General features: G+C 70.1%; 12 protein-coding genes. 10 read left to right on the forward strand and 2 right to left on the reverse strand.

From position 1 onward, the window contains the following. Positions 1 to 13: 13 nt before the first annotated feature. A complete protein-coding gene (locus tag WPS_RS12665) occupies positions 14 to 1174 on the reverse strand; it encodes a glycosyltransferase (protein WP_405054890.1) in 1161 nt (386 codons plus the stop codon). Between the two features lie 23 nt (positions 1175 to 1197). On the opposite strand from WPS_RS12665, the gene shc reads away from it, so the two are divergent. Next, the gene (gene shc, locus WPS_RS12670; RefSeq protein WP_317994846.1) at positions 1198 to 3144 is read left to right on the forward strand and encodes a squalene--hopene cyclase; all 1947 of its coding nucleotides are present in this window, start codon (positions 1198 to 1200) and stop codon (positions 3142 to 3144) included. Here shc and WPS_RS12675 read toward each other — a convergent pair. After that, positions 3117 to 4004, reverse strand: coding sequence for a hypothetical protein (locus WPS_RS12675; RefSeq protein WP_317994847.1), 888 nt, complete (start codon positions 4002 to 4004; stop codon positions 3117 to 3119). The genes shc and WPS_RS12675 overlap by 28 nt on opposite strands. A 153-nt stretch (positions 4005 to 4157) precedes the next feature. Between WPS_RS12675 and WPS_RS12680 the strand changes: the two genes are divergently transcribed. The 9 genes from WPS_RS12680 to WPS_RS12720 are packed head-to-tail and all read left to right on the forward strand — an operon-like array spanning position 4158 to position 12414. After that, a complete protein-coding gene (locus WPS_RS12680; protein ID WP_317994848.1) occupies positions 4158 to 5201 on the forward strand; it encodes a squalene/phytoene synthase family protein in 1044 nt (347 codons plus the stop codon). A 28-nt stretch (positions 5202 to 5229) separates the two neighbouring features. Continuing rightward, positions 5230 to 6216 carry a hopanoid-associated sugar epimerase gene (hpnA, locus tag WPS_RS12685; protein ID WP_317994849.1) on the forward strand — a complete coding sequence of 329 codons (987 nt, stop codon included), beginning with the start codon at positions 5230 to 5232 and terminating at the stop codon, positions 6214 to 6216. Beyond that, the gene (gene hpnH / locus WPS_RS12690) at positions 6216 to 7235 is read left to right on the forward strand and encodes an adenosyl-hopene transferase HpnH (RefSeq protein WP_317994850.1); all 1020 of its coding nucleotides are present in this window, start codon (positions 6216 to 6218) and stop codon (positions 7233 to 7235) included. The genes hpnA and hpnH overlap by 1 nt, the downstream gene beginning before the upstream one ends. 30 nt (positions 7236 to 7265) lie before the next feature. Beyond that, positions 7266 to 8246: a polyprenyl synthetase family protein gene (locus WPS_RS12695; RefSeq protein WP_317994851.1), complete on the forward strand. Its 981-nt coding sequence runs from the start codon at positions 7266 to 7268 to the stop codon at positions 8244 to 8246. Between the two features lie 8 nt (positions 8247 to 8254). Next, the gene (locus WPS_RS12700; RefSeq protein WP_317994852.1) at positions 8255 to 9100 is read left to right on the forward strand and encodes a LysR family transcriptional regulator; all 846 of its coding nucleotides are present in this window, start codon (positions 8255 to 8257) and stop codon (positions 9098 to 9100) included. A gap of 8 nt (positions 9101 to 9108) precedes the next feature. Beyond that, on the forward strand, positions 9109 to 10404 hold the full coding sequence (locus WPS_RS12705; RefSeq protein ID WP_317994853.1) for a phenylacetate--CoA ligase family protein: 1296 nt from the start codon (positions 9109 to 9111) through the stop codon (positions 10402 to 10404). Further along, a complete protein-coding gene (locus WPS_RS12710; protein WP_317994854.1) occupies positions 10401 to 11159 on the forward strand; it encodes an enoyl-CoA hydratase-related protein in 759 nt (252 codons plus the stop codon). The genes WPS_RS12705 and WPS_RS12710 overlap by 4 nt, the downstream gene beginning before the upstream one ends. After that, on the forward strand, positions 11156 to 11947 hold the full coding sequence (locus tag WPS_RS12715) for an enoyl-CoA hydratase-related protein (protein ID WP_317994855.1): 792 nt from the start codon (positions 11156 to 11158) through the stop codon (positions 11945 to 11947). The genes WPS_RS12710 and WPS_RS12715 overlap by 4 nt, the downstream gene beginning before the upstream one ends. After that, positions 11944 to 12414: a GNAT family N-acetyltransferase gene (locus WPS_RS12720; protein WP_317994856.1), complete on the forward strand. Its 471-nt coding sequence runs from the start codon at positions 11944 to 11946 to the stop codon at positions 12412 to 12414. Before WPS_RS12715 ends, WPS_RS12720 begins: the two co-directional genes overlap by 4 nt. The last annotated feature ends 1 nt before the right edge of the window (position 12415 follow it).

Genomic DNA, 12415 nt, shown 5'->3' on the forward strand with positions numbered 1-12415 from the left:
CGCCGCGACCACCCTATCGCCCGGCGCGTCGGCCGTCGGCGCGCTGCGCGCTGAACGTGCGGCCCTTCCATGCGCCGCCGCGGCCCGCGCGATGGCGCCGTGCCGAGTCCACGGTCATCGCCGCATACATCGCCGCGGCCGCGGGCAATGCGAGCGCCGCGATCCGCGGCACCCGGTAGAGCCGCAGCGTCGGCGCGTACGCGCCGCTCATCAGCAGCCACGCGAGCGCGCCGGGGAGCGCGAGATCCCATCGGCGCGTGATCGTTCCCGCGATCGCCGTCGCCGGCGGAACGACGTACAGCACGACCATCCCCGCGACCGTCCCCGCGAGCAGCAGCGGAGAGTGATGCAGCTGCGTGTACGCCGTGCGCGCGACCATCGACCAGATCTCATCGACCGACGCATAGGGGCGAACGCTCCGCGAGGTCGTCGCGAGCGCGAGCCACAGCCGCCCGCCGTCCCCTTTCACTGCAGCCGCGAGCGCGCAGTCGTCGATCAGCTCGCCCGCGATCCGTTCGATCCCGCCGATCCCGCGCAGCGCATCGTCCGCGATCAGCACGCAGCCGCCGGCCGCACCCGCCGTTGCGCGGCGATCGTCGTTGACCCACGCGAACGGATAGAGCATGCGGAAGAAAAACACGAACGCCGGAATCAAGAGGCGCTCCCACGGGCTCGCGCAGTGCAGCGCGACCATTTGCGAGACCAAATCGCGGCGTTCGCCCTGCGCCGTCGCGACGAGCCCCGCGAGCGTCGCGTCGTCGTGCTCGACGTCGGCGTCAGAGAACCACCAGAACGCCGGCCGCGCACCGGCGGCGCGTGCCATGGCGACGCCCTGCGCGAGCGCCCACATCTTCCCGGTCCACCCTTCGGAGCGCGGCGCGCCGTCGACGATGCGCGCGCGTTCGTCTGCGCCGTGCTCGGCGATCACCGCGCGCGCGATCGCGCCTGTCCCGTCGTCGCTGCGGTCGTCGACGAGCGTCATGGCGAACGCGCCGCCGTAACGCTGACGGATCAGCGACGTCAGCGTGCGGCCGATGACGTCCGCTTCGTTGCGCGCCGGAACGACGGCGTGGACCTCCGGCGCGGAATCGCCGGCGGCGGGCGTACGGAGGCGATTCGCGCGCGCATCCCAAAAGCGACCACGCGCGGCGACCAAGCCCACCCAGGCCGCCACGCCGGCCCACGCCAGAAGCCTCCATGACGTATTCGCCACAACCTGACGCCTCTGCGCTCGCCCCGTTACCGGACCCTCTCGACGACGCGATCGCACGCGCCACCGACGCGCTCTTTGAGTTGCAGGATCCCGCCGGCTACTGGTGGGCCGAGTTGCAGTCGAACGTCACGATCACGGCGGAGGTGCTGCTGCTGCACCACGTCTGGAATCGCTTCGACGCGGTTCCCCACGCGCGCGCAGAGGCATATCTGCGCGGCGAGCAGCGCGATCACGGCGGCTGGGAACTTGCCTACGGCGACGGCGGCGAACTCAGCACGACGGTCGAGGCGTACTGCGCGCTGCGGATGCTCGGCGTCTCGCGCGACGATGCCGCACTCGTCCGGGCACGCGCTTTCATTCTCGCGCGCGGCGGGGTCGCGCGCTCGCGCGTCTTCACCAAGATGCATCTCGCGCTGATCGGCGCGTATCCGTGGAGCGCACTGCCGTCGATCCCGCCGTGGCTGATGCTGCTGCCCGATCGCGGACCGTTCTCGATCTACGACCTCTCGTCGTGGGCACGCGGCAGCACGGTGCCGCTGACGATCCTCTTTGACCGCAAGCCGGTCTACGGCCCGACGCTCGACCTGTCCGAGTTGTGGGCCGGAGAACCCGGCGTCGACGTCGCGCCGCCGACGAACGATCCGCTGGAGCGCGCGTTCCGTGTCCTCGACGGCATCTTTCGCACGCAGGAACGCGCCGGCGCGGTCCCGTTTCGCCGCGCCGGCTTGCGGCGCGCGGAACGCTGGATCCTCGAACGACAGGAAGCGACGGGCGATTGGGGCGGGATCATCCCGGCGATGCTCAACTCGATGCTCGCCCTGCGCGCGCTCGGCTACGACCCGCACGACCCTGTCGTCGCGCGCGGCTGGGACGCGATCGAGATCTTCACCGTGCGCGAACGCGGCCAGTATCGCGTGCAGCCGTGCATCTCGCCGGTGTGGGACACCGCGCTCGCCGTGCGCGCGCTCGTCGATGCGGGCGTCGATCCCGCCGACCCACGCCTCGCGCGCGCGGTGAGCTGGCTGCTCGTCAAACAGATCGTCCACGTCTACGGCGATTGGAACGTGAAGAATGCGACGGGCGAGCCGGGCGGCTGGGCGTTCGAGTTCGAGAACGCGTGGTATCCCGATGTCGACGACACCGCGATGGTCGTGATGGCGCTGGGCGCGGTGGCGCATCCCGAGACGCCGCGCGTGCGCGGCGCGATGCAGCGCGCGACGAATTGGATCGCGGGGATGCAGTGCAAGCCCGGGGGCTGGGGCGCGTTCGACGTCGACAACGACAAAGGGTGGCTCAACCGGCATCCGTACGGCGATCTCAAGGCGATGATCGATCCGAACACCGCCGACGTCACCGCGCGCGTTCTCGAGATGGTCGCGCGCACCGGCGTCACGCTCGACGGCGAGCGGTTCGCGCGCGCGCTGGACTATCTGCTTGCGGAACAAGAACGCGACGGCGCGTGGTTCGGACGCTGGGGCGTGAACTACGTGTACGGCACCAGCGGCGCGCTTGCGGCGCTAGGGCCGACGCGGACCGGCGAGCGGCGCATCGACGAAGCCGTGGTGCGCGGCGCCGTGTGGCTCAAGAGCGTGCAGAACGGCGACGGCGGCTGGGGCGAGACGACGGCGTCGTACGTGGATCCGGCGCGGCGCGGGATCGGGCCGAGCACCGCAAGTCAGACCGCGTGGGCCATCATCGGGCTGATCGCGTGCGTCGAGCGGCTCCCCGCGCTCGGCGATGCGTTCGCCGCCGCGATCGATCGCGGCGTCGCATTCCTGTTACGAACGCAGCGCGCCGACGGCAATTGGGACGAGCCCGAGTTCACCGGAACCGGCTTCCCGGGCCACTTCTACCTGAACTACCACCAGTACCGGCTCCACTTTCCGCTCTCGGCACTGGGCCGCTACGCGGCGCTGCGCTCGTCGTCCTGAGCCGCGCGCAGCGGCCGCGGCGACGACGTCGCGGCGGAGTCGGCGCGCGGCGGCAGCATGCGCAGCGCCAGCAAGAGCGCCGTCGCGAGCCCCGGCATCAATCTGGGTTTGATTAGGCGGCGGTCGAGCCGCGCCATGTGGCGGCGGTTTTCGGCGAGCGCCGCTTCGAGAAACATCACCGGCGTGACGTCGCCGATCATCGCCTTGATCTGCTCCGGGCTCATCTCGGGAAGCTGCGGGACGTCCGCGCCGCCCTGAGCGGTCCCGACGACCGCGCGCGCGTGGTAGCGAACACTCTCGCTCGCGCGTGAGAGCAGGCCGTCACGCCCCGCGCGCGCCAGCTCGTAGCGCCACCAGTTGATGAAAAACGTGATGTGGCGAGCTTCTTCGAACAGCACGTCGTCGAAGATCCGCATCAGCGATTCGGGGAAGAGCCCTTTGCGGCGCGCGATTGCGAACGCGCCGAAGCCGACGAACGAGTCGGTGCATTCGCCGAAGCCGAAGACCATCCAGTCTTCGCGCCGCGCCGGCGGATCGGGGATCGCGAGGTCGGGGACGTCGATCCCGTAGCGCCGGGTGACGTGCGCCATCAGGCGTCCGTGACGCGTCTCCTCGACGCCCTGCAGGGCGACGGCCTCGCGGATCAGCGGGTCGTCGAGGGTCTGCGCGAACGCGCTGACCATCCGGCCCGCGCGCTGTTCGATCGAGCGCGCGTAGCTCCAGAGCGGAAAGGCCCGCAGCCGCCCGAGGTGGAGTTCGTCCAATTCCGGCCACGGGAGCGCCTCGGGTTCGAACGGGTTGTGCGTTGCGATGAACGTGCGGCAGAACAGCTCCCGGTGTTCTGGAGTACCCGGTCTCATGGGCGCGCTTTCCGCCATCGCGGGGACGCCTTTCCTGCCTGCATTCGTGATGGGCGCCGCGTGCCACCATTCCGCGAAGGCGCGTGTAACAAGCGAGTAAGGTTGAGGGAGGGCGGTTCCGCTATGCCCTCGCGTGGAGGTGTCCGAACGTCGATGGTGGCGAACGATCTCATGGTGTCCGGTGCGGTCCGCGAATCCCGGCTTATCCTGCCGAGGGTTTCGCGCACGTTCGCACTGGGGGTGAAGCTGCTCCCGCCGCGGCTCGAACCGCCGGTGCGGGTCGGCTATCTCCTCTGCCGGATCGCCGATACCGTCGAGGACGATCTCCGCCTCTCGCCGCGGCGCAAGGCCGATCTGCTCGACGATTTCCTCGTCTGCTTCGACGACGCCGGCGCCGCCGACCGCTATGGTGCGGTCATCGCCGAACTCACCGCCAGCGACGACTACCTCGAGCTCGTCGCCACGACCGGCCACGTGTTCCTGATGTGGCGCATGCTCGACGAGCGTTCGCGCGCGATCCTGCGCCGCTGGGTCGTCGAGATGGTGCGCGGGATGCGGCAGTTCGTCCTCGATCATCCCGACGGGATCCGCATCGCGAGCCTCGACGAATTTCACCACTACTGCTATTTCGTGGCGGGAACGGTCGGCCATCTGCTCACCGAACTCTGGCACGCACACAGCCCGCTGGTCGGCAACCGCACCTACGAGCGGCTGCTCGAAGATTGCGAGGCGTTCGGCGAAGCGCTGCAGACGGTAAACATCCTCAAGGACATCGCCTGGGACGCCGAGCGCGAGAACGCGATCTACATTCCCTCCGATCTGCTCAAGGCCGCCGGCAGCGATCACGACGGGATCCTCCGTGAAGAGCGCCGCCACGCAAACCGCGACGCGCTCATCCCGCTGATGCACCTCGCGCACGACGATATCGAACGCTCGCTGCGCTACATCGAAGCGATCCCGGCCGCCGCCGTGCGGATCCGGCTGTTCTGCGTGCTTCCGATATTGTTCGCGATCGCGACGATGCGCGAGCTCGAACAGACCGAAGCGATGCTGGTCCCCGGCGGGAGCGTGAAGATCGCGCGCGCCGAGGTGCGCGCCCTGATCGTCGCCGCCTCGACGTCGACGCTGACGAACCCGACGCTGCGCTGGCTAGCCGACCGCGTCCGCAAAAAGCCGTTCGTCTTCGGCGGCCCCTGACTCCAGGCCGCGCGTGAAGCGGGCGTTTGTGACGGGGAGCTCCGGGTTTGTCGGGGCCAACCTCGTGCGCGCGCTACTCGACGCGGGCTGGGACGTGCGCGCGCTCGTGCGCGCCGAGGCGCCCTCGCTCGACGGGCTCGCGATCGAGCGCGTCCGCGGCGATCTGTTCGCGCCGCATCTCGCCGACGCGATGCGCGGCTGCGACGCGGTCTTCCACGTCGCCGCGCACTACAGTCTGTGGCGGCGCGACCGCGACGCGCTGATGCACGCCAACGTCGAGGGGACGCGCAGCGTCCTCGCCGCCGCGCGCAGCGCTGGCGCCGGCCGCGTCGTCTACACGAGTTCGGTCGCTGCGATCGGCGTCCGCGCCGGCGCGCCCGCCGACGAAACCTACCAGAGCCCGCCGGCAGCGCTGATCGGCGCGTACAAGCGCTCCAAATATCTCGCCGAAGGGGAGGCGCGGCGCGCCGTCGCCGCGGGCCAGGACGTCGTGATCGTCAACCCGACGACGCCGGTCGGTCCGTGGGACGCGAAGCCGACCCCGACCGGCGAGATCATCCTTCGTTTTCTCACCGGCCGGATGCCGGCGTACGTCGACACCGGGCTCAATCTGGTCGACGTCGGCGAGGTCGCCGCCGGCCACCTCGCCGCGTACGAACGCGGCGTCGCCGGCGAACGCTATATCCTCGGCAGCGAGAACGTGACGCTGCGCGAGATGCTGGCGCGGCTCGCCGCGATCACCGGAATCCCCGCCCCGCGGACGCGGCTGCCGCGCGCCGTCCCGCTCGCGTACGCCTTCGCGCGCGAGTACCTGCTGGCGCCGCTCGGTCTGCCGCCGGACGTCTCCCTCGAGAGCGTGCGCATGGCCAAGCAGATGATGCACTACGACGCGACGAAAGCCGTCGAAGAGCTCGGCGTGGCGCATCGGCCTGTAACCCCCGCACTCGAACGTGCGGTCACATGGTTCCGGGATCACGGCTGCGCCCAGCGCGGCAAACTTCGTTCGGAGGATTGATGGCGGTTTCTCTCAAGCAGGTGGCGGCGGTCGGGTCGTATGTGGTGCGGCAGCGTCTGAAAGGCCGCAAACGGTACCCGCTGGTGCTGATGCTCGAACCGCTGTTCCGCTGCAATCTCGCCTGCGGCGGCTGCGGGAAGATCCAGCACCCCGTCGACGTGCTGCGCCGTCACCTCACGCCGCAGCAGTGCTTCGACGCGGTCGAGGACTGCGGCGCCCCGGTCGTCGCGATCCCCGGGGGCGAACCCCTGCTCCATCCGCAGATCGACGAGATCGTCTCGGGTCTGGTCGCACGCAAGAAGTTCGTCTACCTTTGCACGAACGGGATCCGGCTCGAGCAGAGCCTGGACAAATTCACTCCGTCGCCGTACTTCTCGTTCAGCGTCCACCTCGACGGGCTCGAAGAGGAACACGATCGCGCAGTCGACCGCAAAGGGATCTTCGCGATCGCCGTCAAGGCGATCAAGGCGGCGAAGGCGCGCGGTTTCCGCGTCACCACCAACACGACGATCTTCAAGGACGCCGATCCCAAGCGCATTCAGGAGTTCTTCGACTTCGCGACCGACGAGCTCAAGGTCGACGGGATGATGATCTCGCCGGGGTATCCGTACGAGAAGGCGCCCGACCAGGCGCATTTCCTCGAGCGCGATCAGACGAAGTCGCTCTTCCGCGAGATCATGGCGCCCTACCGCGCCGGCCAGAAGAAATGGGAGTTCAACGCGAGCCCTTTCTTCATCGACTTTCTCGTCGGCGAAAAGGACTACGAGTGCACGCCGTGGGGAATGCCGTCGTACTCGCTCTTCGGCTGGCAGAAGCCGTGCTATCTGCTCGGTGAAGGCTACGCGGAGACCTACCAGCAGCTCCTCGACGAGACCGAATGGGACAAGTACGGCTACGGCAGCGGCAACCCGAAGTGCGAAGACTGCATGGTCCACTCGGGATACGAAGCCTCCGCCGCCGCCGACGCGATGAAGATCGGAAACGTCTTCCGTGCCGTACGCGGCGTCCTCGCAAAGTAGGGATGGCCCGTCACGCTGAGCTCGTCGCAGTTGGCGGATTTTGAGACGTATCTCGAGCGCGCGATCGACCGGCTCGACGACGGGTCGCCGAACCGCGCGCTGATCCGCGAACACTTCGCGCTCGACGTCCCCGATGCGAAACGCGGCAAGCGCCTGCGCCCGCGCATCCTGATCGCCGTCGCGCAAACCGAAGGCACCCCGGCGGAGCGCGCGTTCGCCGCCGCGGCGGCACTCGAACTGCTGCATAACTTCTCGCTCGTTCACGACGACATCGAGGACCGCGACGAACTGCGGCACGGCCGGCCGACGCTGTGGTCGCGCTACGGCGTCCCGGCCGCGCTCGAAGCCGGGAACGCGCTGTGCGCGTTGAGCTACCTCACGCTGATGGAAGGCTCGGCGGAGCTGCCGCCGGCGACCGTCGCCGCGATGGCGGCGGCGCTCTATCACGCGCACTACCGGATGTGCCAGGGTCAGGCGTACGACATCGGCTTCGAGACCTCGGCAACCGTCTCGTTCGCCGAGTACGTGCGGATGATCGAAGGAAAAACCGCGGCGCTCTTCGGCGCGGCGTGCGAACTCGGCGCGCTCGCGGCGGGAGCGACGGGCGACCGCGCCGCCGCCTACGGGTGCGTCGGCCGCGCGTACGGCCTCGCCTTCCAAGTGCGCGACGACATCCTCGGCGCGTTCGGCGCGACGCAGGTGACCGGAAAGCCCAGCGGCGCCGACATCCGTCGCCGCAAGTGGTCATTCCCGGTCACGTGGGCGCTGAGCGGTCCGCCCTCGGACGACCGCGCCGTCGTCGCCGACGCCTACGCGTCGATCGGAGAACTGAGCGACGGCTGCGCCGTAGGCGTGATCGCGGCGCTCGAACGGCTCGGGGCGCAGATCGCGGCCGACGACGCGTGCGCCGCGTACATCCGCGATGCCAACGAAACCTCGGCCGCGCACGATCTCGATCGCGACGGCCGCCTGGCCGCGATCTTCGAGGCGACGGCGCGCCGCACGGCGTAGCGCACGGGGTGGAGCTTCGCACGCTGCGCGCGTTTCTCACCGTCGCGAAACACCGCAGCTTCACCCACGCCGCCGAGGAACTGTTCCTCACCCAGTCGGCGGTGAGCCAGCAGATCCGCGCGCTCGAAACGGCGCTCGGCATCGCGCTGTTCGTCCGCGAACGGCACACCGTCGAGCTCACCGATGCGGGCCGCACGCTGCTCCCGCGCGCGCAAGAGATCCTCGCGCTGGCCGACTCCGCCCGTGCGCTGATCGCGGGGCCGCGAGCGCTCGCCGGGCGCCTGCGCATCGCCGGCGCGACGTATGCATCGTCGTACCTCTACGTCGGGCTGTACGAACGCTTCGTGCACGCGTATCCGAACGTCGAGCTGCACGCCGTCTCCGCGATCGGCCGCGACGCGACGCTCGCCGCGGTCCGCGCCGGCGACGCTGACGCGGGCTTCCTGCAGTTTCCGGTGGAGGCCGACGACGTCGCCGCCGACGAGCTCGGCCAGACCGCGATCGTCGCGGTCGCGGCGCCGGGCCCGCGGCCGGAGCGTTTCCTGCTCTGGGACGGGATCCCCGAAGCGCGACGCGTCCTCGACGATGCCCGCCGGACGATCGCCGTCGTCTCGAACGACGTCGCACTGCTCAAACGGCTCGTCGTCGACGCGGCCGGGGTCGCGATCCTGCCGCGCTGGGCGATCAAACGCGAGCTGGAGTCGGGCGCGGTGCACGAGGTCGCCAGCGAGCTGCCGCCCCTGCGCCAGCGCTTCGGCCTCATCTCGCGTCTCAGCGGCCGCTCCGCCGCGCTCGACGCATTCGTCGCGACCGCGCACGCCTACAAGCCGGTAATCGCCGAGCTCTGCGCGTAACCTCCGGCATGGCGCAACGCACGGCGGCGATCTTCCAGCCCGAGTTCGAGACGCTCGAACGGCACGCGCTCGAAGCGCTGCAGTTCGAGCGGCTGCAATCGCTGGTCGAGCGCTTGCGCGACGCGAACGCGATCTATCGCGAGCGGCTGCGCGGCGTCGCGGCACCGCGCTCGCTCGACGACCTGGCGCGCCTGCCGTTCAGCACCAAGGCCGATATGCGCGACGCGTATCCGCTCGGACTGCTCGCGGTCCCCGAACGCGAACTCGCGCGGATCCATGCGTCGAGCGGGACGACCGGGACGCCGACGGTCGGCGCGTACACGCGCCACGATCTCGCGGTGTTCGGCGAGGTGATGGCGCGCAGTCTCGCCGCGGGCGGGATCGCGCCCGGCGACATGGTCCAAGTGGCGTGGGGCTACGGGCTCTTCACCGGCGGTCTCGGCGCGCACGGCGGCTGCGAGAAGCTCGGCGCGTGCGCGATCCCGGCGTCCTCGGGGAACACCGCGCGACAGATGCAGCTGCTCGAAGACCTGCCGGTGATCGGGATCGGCGCGACGCCGAGTTACGCGCTCGTCCTCGCGGAGCGCTTCCGCAACGAGCGCCGCCGTCCGCGCTCGCTCCGCTACGCGATCTGCGGCGCCGAGGCGTGGACGCCCGAGCTGCGCGCATCGATCGAAGACACGTTCGGCGTCGTCGCCACCAACATCTACGGGCTCACCGAGATCATCGGCCCCGGCGTCGCGCAGGAGTGTCTCGAGAAGCGCGGGATGCACGTGCAGGAAGATCACTTCCTGGCCGAGATCGTCGATCCCGATACCGGGCTTCCGGTTCCCGACGGAACGCGCGGCGAACTGGTGCTCACGACGCTCACCCGCGAGGCGATGCCGGTGCTGCGCTACCGCACGCGCGACCTCACCGCGCGCACGCGCGAGCGCTGCTCGTGCGGCCGCACGACGGCACGCATCGACTGGTTCACCGGCCGCGTCGACGACATGCTCGTCATCCGCGGCGTCAACGTTTTTCCGTCGGCGGTCGAACACGCGCTGCTCGCGTTCGCGGAACTGACGCCGAACTATCGCATCGTCGTCGAGCGTCCGCCGAACGGGCTCGACACGATGCTGGTTGAGGTCGAATACGCGCCCGGCGCCGCGTTCGACGACCGCGAGCGATTCGCCGCGCAGGTCACGCACCGGCTCGCCGAAGCGCTGCTCGTCTCGCTCGAGGTCCAGCTGCTCGAGCCCGGAACGATCGAACGGATCGAAGCCGGGAAGGCCAAGCGCGTCTACGATCGGAGAACGCTTTGAGCGACGAACCGCTGATCCGCATCGACCGGCCCGCGCCGCACGTCGTGCTGCTGCAGTTGAATCGGCCGAAGGTCTTCAACGCCCTCTCGAACGCGCTGGTCGCGCAGCTCGCCGACGCGCTCGAAGCGTGCGACCTCGACGGGGAGACGCGCGCGGCGGTGATCACCGGCGACGACCGCGCGTTCGCGGCGGGCGCCGACATCGCCGAGTTCGCCGCCGCCGGACCGCGGCTGGAGGAATGGGATCGCATCTGGGGCGTCGGCCTGCCGCTGATCGGCGCGGTGCGCGGGCTTGCGCTCGGGGGCGGTCTCGAGCTCGCGATGTCGTGCGATCTGCTCGTCGTCGCCGAGAACGCGCGCTTGGGACAGCCGGAGATCAACCTCGGTGTGATGCCGGGGGCAGGCGGGACGCAGCGGCTCACCCGCGCGGTCGGCAAAACGCTGGCGAGCGAGATGGTGCTGCTCGGACGCGAATTCTCCGGCCGCGAAGCCGAAGCGCACGGCCTGGCGAACCGCTGCGTCCCTGCCGAGCGCGTCCTTCCGACGGCGCTGAAGTTGGCGAGCGCGCTCGCGAAGCAGGCGCCGCACGCCCTGCGCGTCGCGAAGCGCGCCCTCGGCCAGGCGTACGAGCAGTCGCTGCACGCTTCGCTGATCGACGAGCGGCGTGCGTTTCTCGCGCTGCTGCAGACCGACGACGCCCGCGAGGGAGTGGCGGCGTTTCTCGACAAGCGCACACCGCAATGGCGAGGACGATGAGCGAGCCCGTCCAGCACACGGTCGCGATCGACGGCAGCGTCGCGACGGTGACGCTCGCGCGGCCGCAGGCGTACAACGCGATGACGATCGACCTGCTCGAATCGCTGAGCGCGACGCTGCGCGCGCTCGAGCGCGACGCGGCGGTCCGCGCGATCGTGCTGACCGGTGAAGGGAAAGGCTTCTGCGCCGGTCAGGCGCTCGACGATCCGCGCGTCTTCCCGCCGGGTGAAGCGGCCGATCTCGGACGGACGGTGGAACGCTACTACGGCCCGTTCGTCGCGGCCCTGCTCACGATGGAGACCCCGGTCGTCGCGGCGGTGAACGGCGTCGCCGCGGGCGCCGGGATGGGGATTGCGTGCGCCTGCGATTTTCGCATCGTCGCCGACACGGCATCGTTCACGACGGCGTTCGTGAAGATCGGGCTCGTCCCCGACAGCGCGCTCTCGTTCACCCTGCCGCGGATCGTCGGCTTCGCGAAGGCGCTCGAGCTCTGCATGCTCGCGGAGAAACTCGGCGCCGCGCGCGCCGACGCGCTCGGTCTGTGCACGCGGGTCGTCCCGGCCGCGGAGTGCGTCGCCGAGGCGCAGCGCTTCGCCGGCGAGCTCGCGCGCGGACCGCGTGCGATCGGGCTGATTAAACGCGAGCTGCTGCGTAACGGCGCCGGCGATCTGCGCGCCGCGCTCGCCTACGAAACCGAGATGCAGAGCGTCGCCGGCGCCACTGCGGACTTCGGCGAAGGTCTCGCGGCGTTTCGCGGCAAGCGCGCCCCGAGCTTTCGCGGCGCGTGAACCTCGCGCTGCGGCGCGCGACGGTCGACGACGCGGGCCTGCTCGCCCGCCACCGGGCGGCGGTGTGGTCCGAAGTCGGCGGCTACACAGTCGAGGAACTCGCCGGCGTCATTCCGCGCTGGGAGACGTTCTTGCGCGAGCGGCTCGCAGACGAGACGTACGTCGCGTTCGTCGCCGACGACGACGGCGCTCCGGTCGCCAGCGCGGGCGTGCTGATCCTGCCGACGATGCCGCGTCCCGAGCTCGACTCTGCGGAATCGGCACGCGTCCAATCGGTTTTCGTCGCGCCGCACGCGCGCCGTCGCGCGCTCGCGCGCACCCTGATGGACCGGCTGGTCGCGTACGCGCGCGAACGCGGCCTGATCTCGCTGACGCTGCATCCGTCGGACGAGGCGCGTCCGCTCTACACGTCGATGGGCTTCACCGCCGCCGACGAGATGCAGCTGCGGCTCTTCACGGAGCCGTGAG

The sequence above is a fragment of the Vulcanimicrobium alpinum genome (genome assembly GCF_027923555.1).
GTDB lineage: Bacteria > Vulcanimicrobiota > Vulcanimicrobiia > Vulcanimicrobiales > Vulcanimicrobiaceae > Vulcanimicrobium > Vulcanimicrobium alpinum.

Coding starts and splice junctions, on each gene's coding strand:
- WPS_RS12675 (WP_317994847.1), bottom strand. CDS start 4,004: ATGAGACCGGGTACTCCAGAACACCGGGAGCTGTTCTGCCGCACGTTC.
- shc (WP_317994846.1), top strand. CDS start 1,198: ATGACGTATTCGCCACAACCTGACGCCTCTGCGCTCGCCCCGTTACCG.
- hpnH (WP_317994850.1), top strand. CDS start 6,216: ATGGCGGTTTCTCTCAAGCAGGTGGCGGCGGTCGGGTCGTATGTGGTG.
- WPS_RS12680 (WP_317994848.1), top strand. CDS start 4,158: ATGGTGGCGAACGATCTCATGGTGTCCGGTGCGGTCCGCGAATCCCGG.
- WPS_RS12705 (WP_317994853.1), top strand. CDS start 9,109: ATGGCGCAACGCACGGCGGCGATCTTCCAGCCCGAGTTCGAGACGCTC.
- WPS_RS12715 (WP_317994855.1), top strand. CDS start 11,156: ATGAGCGAGCCCGTCCAGCACACGGTCGCGATCGACGGCAGCGTCGCG.